This is a genomic window from Syntrophaceae bacterium, assembly GCA_013177795.1.
Classification (GTDB): domain Bacteria; phylum Desulfobacterota; class Syntrophia; order Syntrophales; family UBA2192; genus UBA2192.
Window position 1 is genome coordinate 443461 of record JABLXY010000001.1, and the last position, 20781, is coordinate 464241.

Here is a 20781-nt window from a genome sequence, read left to right on the forward strand (position 1 = left end):
ACAGGTTGTTGCGCCGTGCCCCATTCCGAAGTCCTTCCCGTTGGGCACCGCGCTCAGTGCGCCTTGGCCCGTCTCGCAGCGGCGGGTTTCTTTTCTTCAACCCTCTTCGTCCAGTCGCGGAACGCGATCAGGATCGTGTCCACGGCTCCCTCGATTCCGAGTTTCTCCGTGTTGATCACGAGATCGTAGTTCAGCGGGTCCATGGCGTCGGCCTGGAAATACTTCTTCACGAAGGCGATGCGGTCCCCGTCGCGCTTCTCGATGTACTTCTCCGCGTCGGGGCGTGACAGGTTGCGGATCCGCATCATGCTCTGGATTCGGTACTCGAGCGGCGCGACGATCCTGACCCGGAACGTCGTCTCCGGCGGCAGGATGTGGCCGGCGCCGCGCCCCACGATGATCGCGTTGCCGTGCTTGCCGATCGTGGCGATGACCCTCGTGAGGTGCTTCAGGTATTCGCTCGGCCAGAGGTGCCGGGAGACGAACATGGAGTTGATCCAGCTCTCCATGGTCGTCATGGCCTTCTCGTCCAGCGTCTCGACGACCTTCGTGCTCATCTTGGAGCTCTCGGCCACGTGCTGGATGATCTGCCCGGCCATGAGGTCCATTTTCGTCTTCTGGGCCAGTAGCCGCGCGATCTCGCTGCCGCCTGCCCCGGCCTGCCTCGAGATCGTGATGGTGTACTCGTTGACCGGCTTCTTCTCCCGCTGCCACTTCTCCAGCTGCTCCTGGACGATCTTCGCCTCGATCTCGCTGTCCTTGATCTGCACGTCCCGCGTGTAATCGGGACAGTTGACGTTGAACAGCTGGTCCGTGGCGACCTGGAAACGCTTCTGGCAGTGCTCGCGCCAGGCGCAGATGGAACAAACTTTCCGGTCCATGCTCATGGTTTTTCACCCCCTTCGGTCTGACAGGGGCCTTTCCCTGTCCTCACCCTGTTGATGTGTACCTGCCCCGTTTTCGGCAGTGCGGCATCATCCCGCCTTGACGGCCTGCTCCGCCCCGCCGAGGGCCTCGAATCCGCTCACGATGTCGAGCAGCTCTTCGGTGATCGTGCTCTGCCGCTGCCGGTGGAACTGGCCGAAGAGTTCCTCGAGACGCTCCTCGATGTTCTTCTCGGCGCTCTGCATCGCCGCCAGCCGGCTCGCGTTCTCGCTCGCCAGCGACTCGGCGAAGGCCCGGTAGAGCGAGACGAAGAGGTACTCCCGGATGAGCGCCCGGAAGATCGTCTGCCAGTCCATGGTGAACGTCGGGATCGTCCTGGATTCCCATTTCCTCCTCTCCAGGTTTTTCAGCCATTCCCGGTCGACGGGCAGAAGCTTGAGCGTCTTCGGCCGGTAGTTCGCCCCCGAGAGGTACTCGTTGTAGTAAAGGACCATGTTCTGGATCTGGCGCTTGAAGCGCCAGTCTTCCAGCAGCGTCGTGATGTCCTGGACCATGGGCGTGATGCCGCCCGTCGAGCCCGGCGTGCTGAGGACCTCGAGGACCCGGTACCCCGAGTCTTCGAGGATGTCGGCCACGCGGACGCCTACGGCGATGACGATGCAGTTCTCTTTCGGTACCGCCTGGGCCTTCATCCCCTCGACGGCGTGGGCGGCGATGATGTTGTTGAGCTGGCCGCAGAGCCCCTGGTCTGAGCCGAAGACGATGACGCCGAGCCGCTTCGCCGACGATGCGCGCAGGGGTGCGAAACTGCCCCGGCTTTGCTTGAGGACGACCTGGAGCCCCATCTCGACGGTGCGGTTGTACTCCGCAAGCGACTCGACGGCCTTCTGGTACTGCCGGATGCTCACGGCGGCCAGCGCCTTCATGGTCTTGACGACCCCGAGAAGGTCCTGTGCACTCTGGATTTTCCGCTTCAGCGCCTCACTGGTCTGCATGGCTCTCCTCGGCCTTCATGGATTCCGTGGCGGCCCGGGCCAGTTCGAGCAGGTGCTTCCGGTCGTCCGCCGCAAGCTTCTCCCCCATCTCGATCCGTCCGCAGAGCGCCGGGGATTTCTCGACCGTCTCCTTCCGCAGCGCCGCCTCCGCCTCGCCGATCCTGCCGAGAGGCACCGAGTCGAGCGTGCCGCCGGTGATGGCCAGCAGGGCCGCGATCTGCTCGGCCACCCGGATGGGCTTGTACTGGGGCTGCTTTAGGATCTCGCGCACCCGCCAGCCGCGCTCGAGCACCCGGCGTGTCGCCTCGTCGAGCCGCGTGCCGAACCGCGAGAAGGTCTCCAGTTCCTCGAACTGCGAGTAGGAGATGCGCAGGTCCCCCGCGACGGCCCGGTAGGCGGGAAGCTGGCACTTGCCCCCCACGCGGGAGACCGACTTGCCCACGTCCACGGGGGGCAGGATCCCCTTCTGGAAGAGCCGGGGCGAGAGGTAGATCTGCCCGTCGGTGATGGAGATCAGGTTCGTCGGGATGTAGGCCGAGATGTCCTGTGCCTCCGTCTCGACGATCGGCAGGGACGTGAGCGACCCGCCGCCGTGCTCCTTGCGCAGGTGCGTGGAGCGCTCCAGGAGCCTCGAGTGGATGTAGAAGATATCCCCCGGGAAGGCCTCGCGGCCGGGCGGGCGCCTGAGCAGCAGCGACAGCTCCCGGTAGGCCCGCGCGTGGTAGGTCAAATCGTCGTAGACGACGAGCACGTCGATGCCCTTGGACATGAAGTACTCGCCCATGGAGGTGGCCGCGTAGGGGGCGATGAACTGCAGCCCCGGCGGGTCCTCCCCGGTCGCAACGACGACGATCGTGTACTTCATGGCGTCGTGCTGACGCAGATCGGCGATGACCTTGGCGACGTCGGAGGCCTTCTTGCCGATCGCGCAGTAGATGCAGATGACGTTCTTGTCCCACTGGTTGATGATCGTGTCCACGGCGATGGCCGTCTTGCCCGTCTGGCGGTCGCCGACGATGAGCTCGCGCTGCCCCCGGCCGATGGGGATGAGGGCGTCGATCACCTTGATGCCCGTCTGCAGGGGGGCCGTGACGGGGTCTCGGGCCATGACGGGGGGCGCCTCGCGCTCGACGGGCAGGCGCTTGACCGCCCGGACTTCCCCCTGGTTGTCCAGCGGGCGTCCGATGGCGTCGACCACCCGGCCGATGAGGCCCTCGCCAACGGGGACGTCGAGGATGCGCTCCGTGCGGCGCACCTCGGAGCCGGCGACGATGTGCTCGCTGGGGCCCAGGAGGATGATCCCGATCTCGTCTGGGTCGATGTTGAAGACGAGCCCCTGCACGTTCTTCGGAAACAGCACGACCTCCTCGGCCTTGATGTTGGGCAGCCCGCCGACCCGGACGATGCCGTGGCCGACGTACTTGACGATCCCCACCTCGCGCTCCTTGAGCTCCGGGTGCTGATCCTCGAGGACCCGGTCCATCGTCCTGAAGGTGTCGTCGAGGAATTCCTTCAGCTCTTCCTTCTCTCTGGGTATGCTCATGGTCTCCCCCTGCTATCGCTTTTCCTGCGCTTCCTCGTAGAGGGCGTGGTAGAACTTCTCCTCGAGGGAATCCAGGTAGTCCTTGATGCTCCAGGCGATCTTGTGCCCGTCCGACTTGAGCTCGTAGCCCGTCATCACGTCGTCGGCCCGCTCGAAGACGACCTGGGCGCCGCCCGCGATGTACCGGTGAATGGCCTCGTCGAGCTTGCGCTGCTCGTCCGGGGGGATGTCGAAGGCGCTCTGCACGGTGACGATCCCGCCCTCGCCGATCGAATCCCGGAACTTCCTGCGCTCCGTCTCGTCCATCGTCTCGATCCGCTCCATGAGGATCTCCACGATGCGCTTCTCGAGGTCCATGTCGGCCAGGTCCTTGAGCACCCGGCGCGTGATGGCGTAGATCTGCGTGCCCGCCATGCGCCGGAGCTCCTGCAGGAAGGCGTCCCTCTCGGACCGCAGCGTCTCGATCCACCGGGCTTGCATCCGGTCCACCTCCGCCCGGGCCAGGTCGAGCATCTCCTTGCGGCGGGTCTCCGCCTCCTCGCGCGCGCGGTTCATCATGGACTCGAATTCGGCTTCCAGGGCCCGCAGGCGCTCCCCGTACCGGGCCTCGGACGCGCGGGCCGCCTCGCGGGCCTTCTCGGCCTCCTCGAAGGTGCTTGCGATCTTCGCCTCACGCGCATCCATGGCCTGGATGATCCGCCCGTAGAGGAACTTCTTCAGCAGCCACAGAAGCAGCAGGAGGTTGACGATCTGGCACAGGAAGACAAACCAGTCGATGTGCATGGATCAGCCTCCTGCTTTTTTCATCACGTACGTCCAGAACGGGTTCGCGAAGACCAGGATCATCGAGATCACGAAGCAGTAGATCGCGATGGACTCGATCATGGCCAGACCGACGAAGAGGGTGCGGGTCAGCGAGTTGCGCTCGTCGGGCTGCTGCGCGATCGAGTTCAACGCACCCTGGACGGCCCGCCCCATGCCGAACCCGGGGCCGATCGCTCCGATTCCCATGCAAATTCCCGCCGTAATGATCGACGCCATTGCCACAATGCTCATGCTGTCCATACCGATCCTTCCTTTCTTTCTAGATTTTCACGGCTTCCGTGTCTTTCTTCGGTTTGTGCCCCGCCTCCTCATGGCTCTGGGTGGCCGAGGCGATGTACACCATGGCCAGGATCGCAAAGATGTAGGCCTGGATGACGCCGATCAGAAGCCCCAGAGCCTGCATGATGACCGGGAAGAACAGCGGGGTCACGGCAAGCAGGATGGCGATGACCTTCTCGTGGCTCATCAGGTTGCCGAAGAGCCGGACGGCCAGGGCCAGGGTCCTCGAGAACTCCCCCATGACGTGGAAGGGAAAGAAGATGAACGTCGGCCGGAAGTACTCCTTCAGGTACTCCACGATGCCGTTCTTCGCGATGCCGTACATCGGGACGGCGACGAAGACCATGATCGCCATGGCCGCCGTCGTGGTCAGGGACGAGGTGGGCGCGACGTAGCCCGGGATGAAGGTGAAGATGTTCGAGAACAGGATGAAGAGGAAGAGCGTCGCGATGAAGGGGAAGTACGTGTCGGTGCCCTCGTGGGCGATTTCCCGGATCTCCGCGCGGATGGTGCCCACGATGACCTCGAGCAGGTTCTGCCAGCGGCTCATCGTCCGGTCCGTAGAGAGGTCCTTCGTGATCACCATGGACCCGCCGACGAGCAGCCCCATGATGAGCCACGTGTAGAGCAGGGTCGCGTTGATCGTGACGAATCCCCACGTGAAGAGGATGACCTGGTCGGGGCTGATCTGGTCAATGGCTACGATTTCCATGCGTCCCTCCGAGGATGCCGTACGAGGTGTGCCCGAGTTTTCGCACGAGGATCTCCCGCGCCAGGATGAACCCGGCCACCGCCGCGGCCAGGGTCACCCAGCCGCCCCGGGCCATCACCGCAAAGGCCGCCAGGGCTGCGGTGAGCCGCAGGAGAAAGCTCAGGGTCATCCTGCGCAACGGGTTTCCCGCGCCTGGCAGGCGCCGGACCGTCTCCCAGAGCCCCCCGAAGAACAGGGCCCCGAGGGCGATTCCGGCCAGAAAGGCAAGCAGCCCGTTTCCCACTGCACTCTCCTCCAGTTCGGCCCGTCGGGCCCGGGGCCGGCCCCAATGCCGCCGTCACCCCGGACCCACACGGACAAAGGGGGCTGAGGGTTTAGTCTTTGATGATGTCCTGCCGGGCCCTCTTCACCCAGTACCAGGCGTTCATGCACCCGAGGGCCACGCCCATGATGAGCAGCATCAGGGTCCACGAGAACCGGCTGGGCCACGTCCGGTCGATCCAGAGCCCGAGGGCCGTCATGACGAGGGACGGGATCGCGACGGACCACCCCACGATGCCGAACATCCCCAGTCCGAACCAGATCGTCTCGTCCTTCTGGGTCTTTCCCTTGAGGCGCCGCGCCTCCTTCCGGCCCACCTGCCGGGTGTACTCCTTGGCGGCCTTCTCGCGCCGTTCGCTCGGGGTCAGGTGTTCGTCACTCATACTCCCTCAACTCCATGAATCTCCGGAGCAGGTCGAGCTCCAGTTTCGCCGCGGAGGACCGCGCCTTCTTCTCCCGCTCGTCGAGTTCCTCGAACTGCCGCGTCACGATGTCCTTCAGGGTCCCCAGCTCGTCGCTCTGCGCCGCGCTGCGGACCGACACGAGGACCTCCGGCCCCTTCTTGACGATGGTCCCCACGTCGACGGCCAGGTAGTGCTCCCGGCCGCCCGCCTGGTACGACAGGACGCTCGGCACGAGGGCCGCCGTGAAGTCGACGTGCTGGGGCAGCAGGCAGAAGAACCCGTTCTCGGCCTCGGCGACCACCTTCGAGACCTCCTCGACGAGAAACACCTCGGCGGGCAGCAGGATCTTAAGCCTCATCTTTCTTCGCCTCGTCGATCGTTCCGATCATGTACAGCGCGCTCTCGGGGTAATCGGCGAACTCGTCGTTGAGGATCCGCTCGCAGCCCTCGAGGGCCTGCTCGCGGGTGACCATGCGTCCGGGCTTGCCGATGAACTGCTCCGTCGTGAAGAAGGGCTGCGTGAAGAACCGCTCCAGGCGCCGCGCCCGGAAGACCGTCCGCTGGTCCTCCCGGGACAGCTCGTTGATCCCGAGCATGGCGATGATGTCCTTGAGCTCCTCGTAGATCGTGAGGTTGCGGCGGACCTCCTGGGCGATCCGGTAGTGCCGCTCGCCGGCGATGTTGGGCATGAGCATCTTCGAGCCCGACTGCAGGAGGTCCACGGCCGGGTAGAACCCCTCGCTCGCCCGCTTGCGGGACAGCACGATGGAGGCCGTCAGGTGGCTGAAGGTGTGCGAGGCCGAAGGGTCCGTGAAGTCGTCCGCCGGCACGTAGACGGCCTGGATGGAGGTGATGGCGCCCGTCGTGGTGTTGCAGATCCGCTCCTCGAGCTCGGCGAGGTCGGAGGCCAGCGTCGGCTGGTACCCCAGGCGCGAGGGCAGAAGCCCCATGAGGCCCGAGACCTCCTGCCCGGCCTGGATGAACCGGAAGATGTTGTCCATCATGAGGAGCACGTCCTGGCGCTCGTCGTCCCGGAAATACTCGGCCATCGTGAGCGCCGTGTGGCCGACGCGGAAGCGGGCCCCCGGCGGCTCGTTCATCTGCCCGAAGACCATGACCGTGTTCTTGAGGACCCCCGCCTCCTTCATCTCGCGGTAGAGCTCCTCGCCCTCCCGGCACCGCTCCCCGATGCCGCAGAAGATGCTGATCCCCTCGTGGCCGCTCACGACGTTGTGGATCAGCTCGGTGAGAAGAACCGTCTTGCCCACGCCGGCACCCCCGAAGAGCCCCGCCTTGCCCCCGCGCTCGAGGGGCGAAAGCACGTCGAGGGCCTTGATGCCCGTCTCAAAGATCTCCGACACGGTTGACTGCTGGGTGATCGGGACGGGCTCCCGGTGGATAGGGCGTGTTTCGGCCGCCTCGACGGGCGGCCCGTTGTCGATCACCTCCCCGAAGACGTTGAACACGCGGCCCAGAAGGCCTTTGCCGATGGGCACCCGGAAGGGCTGTTCCGTGTCCAGGACGGACGACCCCCGGGAGAGACCCTGGGTGGGGGTCAGGGCGATCCCCCGGACGACGTTGGCGTTGAGATGGGCGGTGACCTCGATCCGGATCCGGTTGTCGTCGCCCGCCCGCAGCACGTGACGGATCTCCGGCAGACGGTCGGGAAACCGCACGTCGACGACGCTGCCTCTGACGGATACTACGGTGCCTCTGTGTTCCACGTTTCTCTTCCCCCTCGATGTTGGTGTCGGTCGGACGGTTTGACCCGTGACACCCGCCTACTTCGGCCGCTCCCCGGCGGGCTGCTGCCGCCCGCCCGGCCGGCCTTCCCGGCGGATGCGTTCCTCCGTTTCCCGCTTCATGAGCTCCTCGTACCGCTCGGTGATCACGTACGTGGCGTAATCGAACATCAGGATGGTCCGCGTCAGGCTCTCGGCGGCCTGCTGGTGCTCCACGGCCGAGACGAACAGCGACTGGAACTCCGCGTAGAGCCAGATGTGCCTCCGCATCAGGATGAGGGCGTAGATCGCCTCGTGCAGCGGGATCCCCTCGGCATAGCGCCCGTCGGCGTACTTGGTGAAGAACTTCCGGGCCGCGTCGTAGGGTTTCTCGGCGCTGAAGAGGCTTCGGAAGTTGCGGTAGAACGCAGCGGCGTGCGACAGGGCCTTCTCGTCGGAAAAGTTGTGGTAGGAGGGGGTCTTGGGGTTCATGCGCACGTCGCCGAGCCACTGTGAGGCGATCCGGTCGGCGTGCTTCTCCGTCACCTCGATGAGCTTCGTCGCGTACCCCTTCATGATCCCCCGCCTTCCGGCGGCACACTCCCCGTGCCGCGAAACGGCTGCCCTGCGGGAACTGTCCCGGGCCGCCTGCTAGGTCTCAACGGCGGACCCCGCCTGGGGCGCCGTCCTGTAGAGGACCTCGATCTTCGAGAACCCTTCGGCCAGCAGCGCCACCACCGTGGAGACGACGATGAACATGATGGCGCGGATCAGGTCATCCGTGAGCGGGACCTCCTTCATGAAGATCAGGTGGCTCACGACAAGGATCAGGCCCAGCAGGGCGGCCACGACGATCCCCTTTTTCCTCCACCAGATGGATGCGAGCACGATGGGGATGTAAAACAGGTGTGTGAAGATGACCCCGCTGGCCATCACCGCGTGGTAGTAGTAGGTCAAAAAGCCGCAGGCCACGAGAAGGCAGGCCATGATGCCGACCTTGCTCCCCGTGAAACTCTCCTCCATGCCGAGGGCGCGCAGGGCCGAGAGCTGCCTGTCGACCTCCCCCCGGATGAGTTCCTGGTAGCGGTCCGTGATGACGTAGGTGGCGTAGTCGAACAGCAGGATCGTGCGGTTGAGGCTCTCGACGGCCTGCTGCTGCTCGACGGCGGAGACGAACAGGGCCTGGAACTCGGCGTAGAGCCAGATGTGCCGCCGCATGAGGGTCAGGGCGTAGATCGCCTCGTGCAGGGGCACCCCGAGACGGTAGCTCTCGTCGGCGTATTTCGTGTACACCCGCCGCGCCTCCTCGAAGGGGTTCTTGGCGGCAAACACGGCCCGAAACTTCTGGTAGAAGTCGACGGCCTGCGGGATGGCCCGGTCTTCCGTCAGGTTGTGGTAGGAGGGGGTCTTGGGGTTTTTCCTCACGTCGGCGAACCATTGCCGGGCGATCTTCTCGGCGTTGGCCTCCGTCACGTCGATCAGCTTCGTCGCTACGGCCTGCATGGCGTCCCTCCTTGACCCTGTAGCGTCCTGTCCTGGTTGCCTTTCCTCCCCTGCATCGTCCGCCCGGCGTGCGCCCGGCCCGGCATCCCGGTGCTGGCTTCCGTCTTCGGCCCCACTGTACCGGGAGGCGCGCCGATGCACAATATGAATAGATCAGTAGGTTAGTATGAGGTATTTCCTCATACTGATGCGGCACCGGGTTTCGTGCGGCGGGAATCGATCCGGAAGCCTTCTCCTTGCCGGCCCTTCCTCAGCGGGAGTCTCGTGCATGGTTCCCCTCGTCTGTCGGGAGGGGACCAAGGGGGGCGTGAACGATTGCAGAGCCTCCTCGCCCATGCCCTCTCCCGGGAGGGGAGAGGTTGGGCGCGAAAGCCCGCGGGGCGGACGGGGTGCGCTACATCGCGGCGAGGTGGGAGACGAGGTTGGCCTTCTTGTTGCGCAGGCCCAGTTTCCTGCGGATGTTGTTGCGGTGGAATTCAACGGCCGCAACGGACATGCCGAGCAGCTCCGCAATCTCCTTGGTCGTCCGGCCCTCCTTGATCAGGGAGGCCACCCGGATTTCCTTGGGGGTGAGGTTCAGGTGCTTCGCGTGCAGGTTCTTGAGGAACGGCGAGATGATGTTCTCCAGGTTCGCCTCCAGGACCCGGACGTGGGCCAGCTGGATATCGGTCAGCTTTGTCTTCTTGAGCTTTTCCAGGTAGGGCGCCAGCAGCTCCTTCACGTTGTTGAGGATCATGTCCTCGACCTCGCGGCGGTCTTTCTCCCTCTGGTCCAGGAGCACCTTCATGGCGGTGTTGACCTCCTGCAGGCTCCGGGTCTTTCTCTTCAGCTCGCGCTCCCGCTTGCGGAGCTTCTGCTCGGCCTCCTTGCGCTCGATGATTTCCCGCTTCAGGGACTCCGAGAACTGCAGCAGGTCCATGGTCCGTTCCTCGACACGCTGCTCCAGCTCGTCGTGGGCCTTCTGGAGCGCGATCTCGCTGCGCTTGCGCTCGGTGATGTCCTCCAGGGTTTCCAGGGCCCCGATCACCTCCCCCGCGGCGTTGCGGATGACCGTGGCGGTGAACCGCACCCACTTGCCGTCCGCCAGCGACGGGAAGAAGTCCGTGGCCTCGTAGGCATCCTTGAGGAGCTTGGACTTGCTGAATTTCCCCTTGTACCAGCGTGAGATCTCGCGGATGTCCCCCTCGACGAGGAGATCGGCCATGCAGGGCCTCTCCCCGCTGTAGAAGGCCCTCCACTGCTGGTTCGTCCCGATGACCTCCTTCGCGGGAATCCGGCTCAGTTCCTCCAGGGCCCGGTTCCAGAAGAGCACGCGGTGGTCACGGCCGATCACGAACGTGGGGATGGTCGAGCCCTGCAGGATGCTGTGCAGTCGCTGCTCGCTCTCCATCAGGGAGGACTCGGCCGCTTTCTGCTCCGTGATGTCCTGGAGGGTCTCCACGGCGCCGACGAGCTCACCCTCGGAATTCCGGATGGCCGCCGCCGTGAAGCGCAGCCATCGACCGCCCTCTCCCAGGTCGGGGAAGAAGTCCGTCGCCTCGAAGGCCTCCTTGAGCAGCCGGGAGGGTGCCCCCTTCCCCGCGTACCAGCGCCTGATCTCGTGGAGCTTCTTGTCGATGATGAGGTCGGCCATGCAGGGGCGCTTCGACGCATAGAACGCCCGCCAATGCTGGTCCGTCCCGACGATGTCATCGGCCCGGATGCGGCTCAGCTCCTCCAGGGCGCGGTTCCAGAAGATGACCTGGTGGTCCCGGTCGATCACGAAGGACGGGATGGGGGACCCCTCGAGAATTTGGTATAGCCGCTGCTGGCTTTCCCGGAGGGCCTCCTCGGCGAGCTTCTGTTCCGTGATGTCCTCCAGCGTCTCCACCGCGCCCACGATCCCGCCGCGGCTGTTCCGGATCAGCGTTGCCGTGAACCGCAGCCACCGGCCGTCCTCGCCCAGGTCGGGGAAGAAGTCCGTCGCCTCGAAGGCCTCCGGGATCAGGGCCGACGGCCGGACCTTGCCCGCATACCACCGCGTGATTTCCCGCTGTGCCCCGTCGACGAGAAGATCCGCCATGCAGGGGCGCTGCTTCTTGTAGAATGCCCTCCAGTGCTCGCCGGTGCCGATGACCGCCGAGGCCGGGATCCCGCTGATCTCCTCCAGGGCCCGGTTCCAGTGCAGGACCCGGTGTTCGCGGTCGATGACGAAGGCAGGGATAAAGAACCCGTCGACGATTCCCCGCAGGATGCTCTCGTCCGTGACGAGCGGCCCGCCCGCCTCTCCGCCGTTGCCCACCGTGCCTTTCATCGGGACCTCACCTCCTCTTTTCTTCCTTTCGCACCTCGTTGGCCATGCGGACCAGTTCCCAGTATGGCGGCCTGTAGCCGTGCGTCTGTCTGAATGAGTCCGCCCGGGCGAGAAGGGCCTTCTTCATGGCCCCGTGCCGCGCGGAAAGCTCGATGTTGCGGAGCGCCGCCATGGCGTCCATCCCCTCGGGGACGGGCCCGACGCCGCCGAAGAGGTTGAGCAGAAGGCTGTAGCCCTTCGCCATCCTCACCACGGCCAGCTTCCACCAGGGCGCCGGGATCGTGTCCCCCTCGTCGGCGCCTTCCAGCATGGCCTCGATGACGGCGTTGTCCACGTGGTCTTGCCAGAGGGTATCGGGGTCGCGCCACTCGGCGACCACCGTGAGCTGCGGGTCGTACTCGAGATCGGCGGGCGCCTGTGTCTCGAAGTGCGTCACCCCGAAGTAGGAGAGCCACCGAACGACACCCGGAGCGGACATGCGCGTCGTCCCCTTCCAGAGATCCACGCCGTGCTGCCCGTAGGCCCAGGACACCGCCTCGGAGCAGAACCATTTCGAGGGGTCCCGGAAGTCCATCGCGAAATCGTAGGGGATGTGCCGGCTCTTCGCCTCCTCGTAGGCCCTTTTTGCCGCCTTGTGAGGCAGCATCGGGTCGGCCTTCAACTGCGGCAGGTCGGGCCTCGGCCGCAGGACCATGATGCGCAGTTTCTTGTCCCTGATGTACTCCTCGACCGTCGAGACGACAACCCCCATCTCGATGTGGGACTCGACGATGCCGGGCGACCCGGTCCTGTCGTCCACGTACAGCAGGGCCACGTGGGAGAAGTTTCCCGGGTAGTCATTTCCCCGGGCGATCAGGGCCGACGTCGGCGCGCCGCCCCGCGAAACGAGGATATCGCCGCTGCTGAGCGTCAGGCCCAGGAACACGACGGCCGGGGTGACGGAGTCCACGTCTTCAGCCCGGATGAGCCCGGGATAGGACCCCTCAGGGGCCTGGAGCATGACCTCCTCCAGGGCCGCCCGGCCGCCGTAGAGCATCCGGTAGAGCCGGTCGCGCACGATCCGGTCATTGAGGTCCCAGGCCCGGGACTGGCGCTTGAGGGCGCTGCGCTCCCTCGTGACGAGATCGATGTAGTCGGGGATCCGCTCCGGGCAGGCGGCCACGCGTGTCCCCAGGCTGAAGGTGAGGCTCTCCAGCCTGTCGAGAAGGGCGGCTTCCGGTTTCACCGGCGAGACCGCAAGGACAGACAGGTATTGCCGGGCCTGCCGGAACCTCTGGGCGGTTCCCGCCTGCAGACCCCTGCAGCCGATCTCCCGTGCCTGCAGGTAGGACGCCTCGAGGGCTTTCCACTTCTCATCCTGCTTCCACGTGAAGGGCTCGCCAGCCGCCCCTGCCGGCACGGGCGGGTCAGGCGCAGGAATGGAGAGGACGGCCAGGAGGACAACAAAAGCCAGCAAGATCCCCGCCGCGAGGTTCCTCTTTCTCATGACGACATCTTCCTCTCCTCCGGGTGCAGGCGCCCTACGGGACATCCACCAGGAACATAGCCGATTTCATTCCCGTGCTCAACTGCTTCCTGTGCAAATAAGAGCGAGGGTCATGATCTTTCATACTGGGCGGGCTAACCATTTATTGCCGGGCAAAAGGTTTTCTGCTACGAGACATCTGAGCCGTCTACATCGCTCAACGCAGTCCATCCCAAGGTATTCACCCATCCCCCGCAGGGCTTTCGCCCGCTGCGATTTTGCTTGGCAGGAGGTGCGCGATGACTGTGATCAGACCGACGCGCGCAGCGGCCCTGATGGCAACGGTGACGCTCTTCGTGTTGTCCGCCCTGTCCTGCCCTGCCCTTTCAAGCGGAGCGGAAGACCCGCCGGCGCTGTACAAGATACCCGGAAGGCCGAAAGTCGGCCTCGTCCTCTCCGGCGGCGGCGCCCGGGGGGTGGCGCACATCGGCGTCCTCAAGGTTCTGGAAGAGCTCCGCGTCCCCGTCGACTTCATCGCCGGCACCAGCATGGGATCGCTGGTGGGCGGCCTCTATGCCTCCGGCATGTCGCCCGGCGAGATGGAAAAGAGGATCGAGGCCATGGACTGGGAGGACATCTTCCGCGACACCCCGACCAGGGAGTACATCCCGTGGAGGCAGAAGCGCGACGACTTCAAGGGGCTTCTGGGGCTCGAACTGGGATTCCGGGACGGGAAAATCCTCCTGCCCATGGGCACGACGTCGGGCTACAAGCTCGAATTCCTGCTGACGGCCTTCGTCGGCCTCGAGCAGGGCCGGGCCTCCCGCAGCTTTGACGCCGTCCCGATCCCCTTCCGCGCCGTGGCGATGGACCTGGAGGACGGACGCATGAGGGTCTTCGACCGAGGGGCCCTCGTGATGGCCATGCGGGCCAGCATGTCGATCCCGGCCGTCTTCGCCCCCGTGGAGATCGACGGCCGTCTCTACGTAGACGGGGGCATGGTGCGAAACCTGCCCGTCGACGTGGCCCGCGAGGCCGGCTGCGAGGTCATCATCGCCGTCAACCTGGGCACGACCCCGCGCCGGCGAGAGCAGCTCACCTCGGCGGCCTCCGTGGCCCTGCAGGCAATCAACCTGATGACGGACCAGAACGTGAGGGTTTCCCTCGGCGAGCTGACGGAGAAGGACATCCTCATCACCCCGCAGCTCGGGGAATTCAGTTCGAGCGATTTCGCGGCGGCCATGAAGACGATCCCCATCGGCGTCGATGCCGCCCGCGCCGCGGGGGACCGGCTCAAGGCCCTGAGCGTCAGCGAGGAGGATTTCAGGGCCTGGCAGTCGAGCCTCGCCGCACGGAAGATCCGAGAGGTGGAGCGTGCCGACATCCGGGTGGCCGACACGATGAAGCGCGTGAACCCCGCGGTCATCGAGGCCGAGATCCGGCAGGAGCCCGCCCGCATCGAGGCCGTGATGGAGGGGCGGCTGGGCCCCGAGAGATCCTGGCTGGAGTCCTTCCACAAAAACCTGACAACCGTTTTCGGCCGCGGGGATTTCGAGCGTCTTGATTACCGCCTGCTCGACGACAGGGAGAGAAACACCATCCAGGTGGAGGGCGTCGAGAAATCCTGGGGACCGAACTACTTCAAGTTCGGCATCGGGTACGCGACGGACTTCCAAAGCGATCCGCGCCTCAACGCCGCCTTCATGTACCGCATGACCTGGCTCAACAGCCTCGGGGCCGAGTGGCGGACAGACGCCAGGGTGGGCTATGTCGACGAGATCCACACCGAGTTCTATCAGCCCTTCACCCCCCGGGTCGGCGTCTTTGCCGCCCCCTGGCTGGATCTCAGGATAGCGCCCATCGCATACTATTTCGGCAGCCAGTGGGTCGGTGAGTACGATGTCGGCACCTTCCGCGGCGGTCTCGACCTTGGCGTGCAGGGAAGGCTGGGCGAGCTGCGCGCCGGGTTCTTCCAGGGAAGGCTGAAGACGGACGGCAATTTCGGGGTTCTGTCCCTCGCGCCGTCAAGCAGCCTGGTGCCGGAGTACAATCTCCGGCAAGGGGGGTTCATGGGGCGGCTCGCGCTCGACCGGCTCGACAATGTGCATTTTCCCGCAACGGGCTTTTCCCTGATGGGCAGTTTCTTTGTCACCAACGAGGCCTTCGGCGCCGAGGACAACTACAACAAATACGAGCTGACCTTTCAGAAACCCTTCCACATCGGCCGGCATACCCTCACCCTCGGCCTCTCCTGGGGCGACAGCCCGGGCGGCACGCTGCCGCTTTACGATCTCTTCCAGACCGGCGGCTTCCTGCGCTTCTCGGGCTATGCCACGGACCAGCTCGTCGGCAGGGGCTACCATCTGGGCCGACTGGTCTATACCTACCGCTTTTCCGACCTGCCCGCCCCGGTAGGCCGCGGGCTTTACCTCGGGGGATCGTTGGAGGCCGGTGAGGTCAAAAACCGCTTCGACCCCACGACGGCGGGCGGCACCCTGTACTGCGGCAGTCTCTTCTTCGCGGCGGACACCATCCTCGGACCGTTCCACGTCGCCTACGGCCGATCCGACGATGGGAGCGGAAGCTTCTACGTCCTTTTCGGTGTCGGCATGCGGTGAGGCCGCTGACATTGGGCCCCGATCCGCTCCTCGCCCGTCCCGGCTCCGGTGAGGAGAGGGTTCCGGGGACTGCGATTCAGGGATGGACGGGGTGGCGTCAGCCGAGACCATCGAGCAGCCGCCGGGTGTGCCGGGCGATCATCAGCTCCTCGTCGGTGGGGATGACCCAGGCGCGCACCCGGCTTCCATCGCTGCTGATCTTCGGCCCGCCTGCCGCGTTGGCCCCCTCGTCGAGCTCCAGGCCCAGCCACCGGGAGGCCCTGCAGACGCGCTCGCGGATCGGAGCTGCGTTCTCTCCGATCCCCGCGGTGAAGACGAGCGCGTCGATCCCCCCGAGAGCGGCGGCAAGCGACCCCAGCTCGCGCACGATGCGGTATGCGAAGAGCTCCACCGCCTCGGCGGCTCTCGGGTCGGCGCTTTGCAGCAGCGTCCGCATGTCGCTCGAAATCCCCGAAACGCCCAGCAGGCCTGACTCCTTGTAGATGAGGGTTTCAAGGTCCCGCGCGCTCATGCCGCATTCGTCCATGAGGTAGAGCATGACGCCCGGGTCGAGACTGCCGCATCGGGTGCCCATCATGAGGCCGTCGACGGCGGTGAACCCCAGCGTGCAGGCCATGCTCCTCAGGCCGAGCATGGCGCACAGGCTGGCGCCGTTGCCGAGATGCGCCACCACGGTCCTTCCCTTCGCCGCCTCCGGGTCGATCCCCGGCAGGACCGAGGCGATGTACTCGTAGGAGAGCCCATGGAACCCGTAACGCCGGATGCCCTGCTCCGTGAGCCTGCGGGGCAGGGCGAAGGCCTGCGCGACCGAGGGAATCGTGGTGTGGAACGATGTGTCGAAGCAGGCGACCTGGGGGATGTCCGGGAAGCGGCTTGCGATGTTGCGGATGGCCGCCAGGTTGTGCGGCTGGTGCAGGGGCGCCAGGGGCACGAATTTCTCGAGATCGTCGAGGATCTCCCCGTTCACGACGATCGGCTCCGTGTACTCCAGCCCCCCATGGACGACCCGATGGCCCACGGCCCGGACCCGATCGGCCGAGCAGGCCTCGCTGCCGCACCAGGAAAAGACCGCCTCCACGGCCCCCTGCTGGCCGAGCTGCGTCCCGGCGGGCCACGTCCGTTCGCCGACGACCCTGCCCTCCCCGTCTTTCACCTTGAACCGCGGCTCCGTGAAGAGCCCCTCGACCTGCCCGTCCGCAAGGACTTGCAGCGTCTCCCCGCGCTCTTCGTAGAGGGTGAACTTCAGGCTCGACGATCCCGCGTTGAGCACGACGATGACATCGCTCATCGGTCTACCTCACCTCGTATTTGCCCTGCCTGCGGGCCTGGGCGACGATGGCCATGAGCGCCGCCGAGGCAAGCCGGGTGCGCACCGAATCCGCCCGGCTCGTCAGTACGACGGGAACCCGGGTCCCCAGCACGATGCCCGCCCCTTCGGCCCCTGCCAGGTATGTGAGCTGCTTGAAGAGCATGTTGGCCGACTCCAGGTCGGGCGCCAGCAGGATGTCCACGTCCCCGCTCACCTCCGAGCGGATGCCCTTGATCCGCGCCGCCTCGGTGCTGATGGCGTTGTCGAAGGCCAGGGGCCCGTCGAGGATGCCGCCGGTGATCTGCCCCCGGTCGGCCATCTTGCACAGGGCGGCCGCATCGAGCGTGGAGGGGATGCTGGCATTGACCGTCTCGACGGCGGAGAGGATGCCCACTTTCGGCCTGTCGATGCCCAGGGCATGATCCAGGTCGATGGCGTTCTGCACGATGTCCCTCTTGGCCGCCAGGTCCGGTGCGATGTTGACCGCCGCGTCGGTCATGATAAACATCTTGTGGTAGGTCGGGACGTCCATGACCATGGCGTGGCTGATCCGCCTCGAGGTCCGCATGCCCGATGCCGAGGGGACGATGGCCCCCATGATTTCGTCGGTGTGGAGGCTCCCCTTCATGAGCGACTCCACCTCCCCCGCGCGGGCCAGCTCGACGGCCTTCTCCGCCGAGGCGTGGCTGTGGGGCGTCGGGACGATCCGGAAGGGGGAAAGATCGATGCCGGCGGCCTCGGCAGCCTTCCTGATCCTCTCCTCGGGACCGACGAGCACCGGATCGATGATCCGCCTGCGGGCGGCCTCGATGGCCCCCATGAGCGACTCCCGGTCGCAGGGGTGCACCACGGCGCATGTGACGGGCTCGCAGGTGTCGCAGGTCTTGAAGAGATCCAGGAAGGCGTCGCTTCGCCGCAGCTCGATGTGATGGGGCGCGATGTCGTCGTATACGAGCCGCCTCGTCGGGGCCTCCACGAAGGTGACGCCTGAGATCAGCACCTTGCCGGACTGGTTTTCGCACCGTGTATCGAAGACCACGACATGGCCCTCCGGCCTCTTTTCTCTCACGGTCGCCGTGGCCGTGAGAGTATCCCCCACGGCGATGTCGCCGCTGAAGCTCAGCTCGCGTCTGAGGATCTTCGAGCCGGGACCCGGCAGGCGGGTGCCGATCAGTGAGGAGATGAGGGCCACGGCGCCGGCGGCCTCGGTCCGCTTCCCGTATGCCGGCACGCCCGCTGCGTCCTCCGCCTTGAGGTGAAAGGCGTCCACGTCGCCCGACACAGCGGCCAGCAGCTCGACCTGGGTTTTCGTCAGGGTCACCGTCATTTCGGCGGACTGGCCGATGCGGATCTCGTCGAAGGTCACATTCGTCAGCTCTTTTCGTTGCGGCATTCCTCCTGCTCCTTTCACGTCTCTGCGGTTATGCTTTCGAAACGCTCTTCGGCAGCCGGCACCCTGCGTGGCGATCCCGGTTGATGCCGGGGCAGGGCATCCCCCGCCCGCAACACCACCGAGACGCATCGGCACGGATGCAGAAACGGCCCGGCCGCCTGCGGCCAAACGGCATGGCCGCAGGGACAGGGTCCCGCCCCTGTTCGAGACTGCCTGCGCCGCACGCTCATTGAACTGCGCAAATGGTAATCGCTTTCGGCGACGCGGTAAAGGGTTTTCGAGAGCAAAGAAGGACGTCTCGTGGCTGTTGGGCACGTCCCCGTGTGCAGCCGTCCGGCATGCACGGTCTTGACCGACGGCGGGGTCTTGCGCGACAAAAAAGCCGCCTCGCCTTAAGGGCGAGACGGCTCTCTTGTCCTGGTGGGCCGCACAGGGATCGAACCTGCGACCCGCTGATTAAGAGTCAGCTGCTCTACCAACTGAGCTAGCGGCCCAGGAGTTTCGGCTTTCCTTATTTATGGCGCGCCCGGCACGACTCGAACGTGCGACCAACAGATTCGAAGTCTGCGACTCTATCCATCTGAGCTACGGGCGCTCATTTGCCCGTTCTATTGCTGGGGTGAGTGGAGGGACTCGAACCCTCAACCTTCGGGGCCACAACCCGACACTCTAACCACTTGAGCTACACCCACCATCTTATCTGGCGCGCCTGCAGGGATTCGAACCCGGGACCTACGGATTAGAAGTCCGTTGCTCTATCCAGCTGAGCTACAGGCGCACGTGACATTCCCGTCGCGAAGCGAGATTAATAAACGCTTTGCCCGGTTTTGTCAAGCTGGATTTCAACTTTTTTTCCCGTCAGCGCAGGACAAAGCCCACGGTGCCCTCGAACCGGTACCCCCTGGCGCCCATCCCCTCTCCGGCCGGGTCGGTCGTGAAGAAGTGCCGCCCCGTCCCGGGGTGGAACCACCGGTAGAGCTCCCTCGTTCCGGGAAGCCGGATCGTGGCGATGTTGCCGATCGTCCCGCCGTAGACGTAGCCCTGGAGGTTCTTTCGGCCTCCGCCTCGCTCCGTGGAGTAGTAGTGATCGCCGATCGCGGGGTTGTACCAGCGGTGCAGCTCCGCGGTCCCCGCCGTGCCGGGTCCGTAGAGGCGGAAAGCCAGTCCCTCGCGGCGGTAGGCGCCGATGTAGCGGGGGTCTTCCCTCTCGGGCCTCGACGTGAACAGGATGTCTTCCCCCCGGACGTAACGCCAGACCGCAAGGTGCTTCGGCGCCGCCTCGCCGGTGATGATGAACGAAACGGGAATCCGGATGGTCCCGCCGTTGGAGGTGATCGTGACGTGGTCCGTGTAAACGCCGGGCTTCAAATCGGCGAGGCTCATCCGGACCGACACGAAGTCCGTCTCCCGCGTGGTCGTACCCGACAGCGGGGTGAGGCGCATCCACGCCGCGGGCGGTGCCGTCACCCGTGAGTCCATCGCCGAGAGGCCTTCGAGGACGACGGACCCCTCCGAAACCTGCAGCAGAAGGCTGTGAGGCCCCTCGGGAAGGCCCTGCGCAACGGTTGCCTCGAATCGCCCGTCCTCGATGTCCTCGAAAACCAGTTCCCTGGGGGGCAGATCTCCGACCATTGCCCTCAGCGCGGCCGCTTCCGATGCAGTTCTTCCGGTGAGGACGGCACCCGATCCCCGGAACTCGACCCGCAGGGTGCAGCCGGGGGCTGCGGCCTTCGGATAGCCTTTTTCAGACGCCCAGGGACCCGTCAGCTGCACGGCGTCCTTCAGGGGTGCCGGCGGCGCGTAAGGGGCACCGGCGGACAGGGATTCGTTGTACAGCGAGATGTATCTCGTCCGGGCCGCTGCGGGCGGGACCCCGGCCCCGCCGGAGGATGCCTGCCAGCGCAGAACGCCCGCTCCCGTGTTCGATATGCGGATCCTGCGCGAGATCTCCCGCACCGGCTCCGTCTCCCCGAGGTCGATGCCCCGTGGCTCCGCCTCGAGTCTCGGCCGCGTCCTCGTTTCGGCGAGCGTGAACCGGAGGAACACGGTGCGCCCCCCGCTGTCGGATTCGATCCGAAGCGCCAGCCGCCAGGGCCCTTCGGAAAGCACCCGCCTCAGCACCAGGGATTCACCGCGCGATGTGAGCCGGATCTCCACCGTGTGACGGCCCTCTGCCGTTTCCTCTCTGAGGGAAGCCAGAAGGATGTCGACCCTCGACGGGAGGCCTGCCGTTTCCCCTGCGAGCCCGCTCCGGGAGGACTCCCAGTCGTCGGGCGCCACGAGGGTCCACCGGACCCTCTCCTCCGCAGTCGCGGTGATCTGGAACTGGGCCCGGGCCGTTTCTCCGGGGCCCAGGTCGCCGAGGTCGATCTCGCGGGCTGAAACGACGAGTGCGGCCTCCGCGTTCCCCGCTGCCTGCGGCAACAGGGCCACGAAGAGGCCCAGCACTCCGGCGGCGATGGCTCTCGCAAGAATCGTCATCGAGGTCTCCCGGGGCCTGCCCGGCACGAGTATT

At 65.6% G+C, this 20781-nt stretch carries 18 protein-coding genes, 4 tRNA genes and 2 pseudogenes; 1 reads left to right on the plus strand and 23 read right to left on the minus strand.

What is annotated here, in order from left to right; translation table 11 throughout:
- Nucleotides 1-53: 53 nt before the first annotated feature.
- The 16 genes and pseudogenes from HPY67_02015 to HPY67_02090 all read right to left on the minus strand — a co-directional run bounded on the left by HPY67_02015 (nt 54) and on the right by HPY67_02090 (nt 12967).
- Nucleotides 54-887 carry a cytidylate kinase-like family protein gene (locus HPY67_02015; GenBank protein ID NPV03492.1) on the minus strand — a complete coding sequence of 278 codons (834 nt, stop codon included), beginning with the start codon at nt 885-887 and terminating at the stop codon, nt 54-56.
- 87 nt (nt 888-974) lie between these two features.
- Complete coding sequence (locus HPY67_02020; GenBank protein NPV03493.1) at nt 975-1880, minus strand: F0F1 ATP synthase subunit gamma; 906 nt, start codon at nt 1878-1880, stop codon at nt 975-977.
- Nucleotides 1867-3423 (minus strand): alternate F1F0 ATPase, F1 subunit alpha, encoded by a 1557-nt coding sequence (locus tag HPY67_02025; GenBank protein ID NPV03494.1) that lies wholly within the window; start codon nt 3421-3423, stop codon nt 1867-1869. Before HPY67_02025 ends, HPY67_02020 begins: the two co-directional genes overlap by 14 nt.
- 12 nt (nt 3424-3435) lie before the next feature.
- Nucleotides 3436-4206 (minus strand): hypothetical protein, encoded by a 771-nt coding sequence (locus HPY67_02030; GenBank protein ID NPV03495.1) that lies wholly within the window; start codon nt 4204-4206, stop codon nt 3436-3438.
- 3 nt (nt 4207-4209) lie between these two features.
- Nucleotides 4210-4488: a F0F1 ATP synthase subunit C gene (locus HPY67_02035; GenBank protein ID NPV03496.1), complete on the minus strand. Its 279-nt coding sequence runs from the start codon at nt 4486-4488 to the stop codon at nt 4210-4212.
- A gap of 19 nt (nt 4489-4507) precedes the next feature.
- Nucleotides 4508-5239 (minus strand): F0F1 ATP synthase subunit A, encoded by a 732-nt coding sequence (locus HPY67_02040; protein NPV03497.1) that lies wholly within the window; start codon nt 5237-5239, stop codon nt 4508-4510.
- Complete coding sequence (locus HPY67_02045) at nt 5220-5522, minus strand: ATP synthase subunit I (protein NPV03498.1); 303 nt, start codon at nt 5520-5522, stop codon at nt 5220-5222. The genes HPY67_02040 and HPY67_02045 overlap by 20 nt, the downstream gene beginning before the upstream one ends.
- Before the next feature lie 91 nt (nt 5523-5613).
- A complete protein-coding gene (locus HPY67_02050; protein NPV03499.1) occupies nt 5614-5943 on the minus strand; it encodes an ATPase F0F1 in 330 nt (109 codons plus the stop codon).
- Nucleotides 5936-6322 (minus strand): F0F1 ATP synthase subunit epsilon, encoded by a 387-nt coding sequence (locus HPY67_02055; GenBank protein NPV03500.1) that lies wholly within the window; start codon nt 6320-6322, stop codon nt 5936-5938. Before HPY67_02055 ends, HPY67_02050 begins: the two co-directional genes overlap by 8 nt.
- Complete coding sequence (locus HPY67_02060; GenBank protein ID NPV03501.1) at nt 6312-7688, minus strand: F0F1 ATP synthase subunit beta; 1377 nt, start codon at nt 7686-7688, stop codon at nt 6312-6314. Before HPY67_02060 ends, HPY67_02055 begins: the two co-directional genes overlap by 11 nt.
- A 57-nt stretch (nt 7689-7745) precedes the next feature.
- The gene (locus tag HPY67_02065; GenBank protein NPV03502.1) at nt 7746-8261 is read right to left on the minus strand and encodes a hypothetical protein; all 516 of its coding nucleotides are present in this window, start codon (nt 8259-8261) and stop codon (nt 7746-7748) included.
- Nucleotides 8262-8336: 75 nt separating this feature from the next.
- Nucleotides 8337-9188 (minus strand): hypothetical protein, encoded by an 852-nt coding sequence (locus HPY67_02070; protein ID NPV03503.1) that lies wholly within the window; start codon nt 9186-9188, stop codon nt 8337-8339.
- A gap of 394 nt (nt 9189-9582) precedes the next feature.
- Nucleotides 9583-10107 carry a helix-turn-helix transcriptional regulator gene (locus HPY67_02075; protein ID NPV03504.1) on the minus strand — a complete coding sequence of 175 codons (525 nt, stop codon included), beginning with the start codon at nt 10105-10107 and terminating at the stop codon, nt 9583-9585.
- A 36-nt stretch (nt 10108-10143) separates the two neighbouring features.
- Nucleotides 10144-10578, minus strand: a pseudogene (locus HPY67_02080) (PAS domain S-box protein).
- Nucleotides 10579-10989: 411 nt separating this feature from the next.
- Nucleotides 10990-11481: pseudogene (locus HPY67_02085) on the minus strand (PAS domain S-box protein).
- 7 nt (nt 11482-11488) lie between these two features.
- Nucleotides 11489-12967, minus strand: a complete 1479-nt coding sequence (locus HPY67_02090; GenBank protein ID NPV03505.1) for a hypothetical protein — start codon at nt 12965-12967, stop codon at nt 11489-11491.
- Between the two features lie 278 nt (nt 12968-13245).
- On the opposite strand from HPY67_02090, the gene HPY67_02095 reads away from it, so the two are divergent.
- Nucleotides 13246-15564, plus strand: coding sequence for a BamA/TamA family outer membrane protein (locus HPY67_02095; GenBank protein NPV03506.1), 2319 nt, complete (start codon nt 13246-13248; stop codon nt 15562-15564).
- Nucleotides 15565-15661: 97 nt separating this feature from the next.
- Here HPY67_02095 and HPY67_02100 read toward each other — a convergent pair whose 3' ends face one another.
- From HPY67_02100 to HPY67_02130, 7 genes are all read right to left on the minus strand, one after another.
- The gene (locus HPY67_02100) at nt 15662-16852 is read right to left on the minus strand and encodes an acetate/propionate family kinase (protein NPV03507.1); all 1191 of its coding nucleotides are present in this window, start codon (nt 16850-16852) and stop codon (nt 15662-15664) included.
- Nucleotides 16853-16856: 4 nt separating this feature from the next.
- The gene (locus tag HPY67_02105) at nt 16857-18266 is read right to left on the minus strand and encodes a bifunctional enoyl-CoA hydratase/phosphate acetyltransferase (protein NPV03508.1); all 1410 of its coding nucleotides are present in this window, start codon (nt 18264-18266) and stop codon (nt 16857-16859) included.
- A 418-nt stretch (nt 18267-18684) separates the two neighbouring features.
- Nucleotides 18685-18760, minus strand: a tRNA-Lys gene (locus HPY67_02110).
- Between the two features lie 24 nt (nt 18761-18784).
- Nucleotides 18785-18861 (minus strand) — tRNA-Arg (locus tag HPY67_02115).
- A gap of 20 nt (nt 18862-18881) precedes the next feature.
- Nucleotides 18882-18958, minus strand: a tRNA-His gene (locus tag HPY67_02120).
- A 9-nt stretch (nt 18959-18967) separates the two neighbouring features.
- A tRNA-Arg gene (locus HPY67_02125) sits at nt 18968-19044 on the minus strand.
- Between the two features lie 80 nt (nt 19045-19124).
- Nucleotides 19125-20747, minus strand: coding sequence for a hypothetical protein (locus HPY67_02130; protein NPV03509.1), 1623 nt, complete (start codon nt 20745-20747; stop codon nt 19125-19127).
- Nucleotides 20748-20781: the final 34 nt, after the last annotated feature.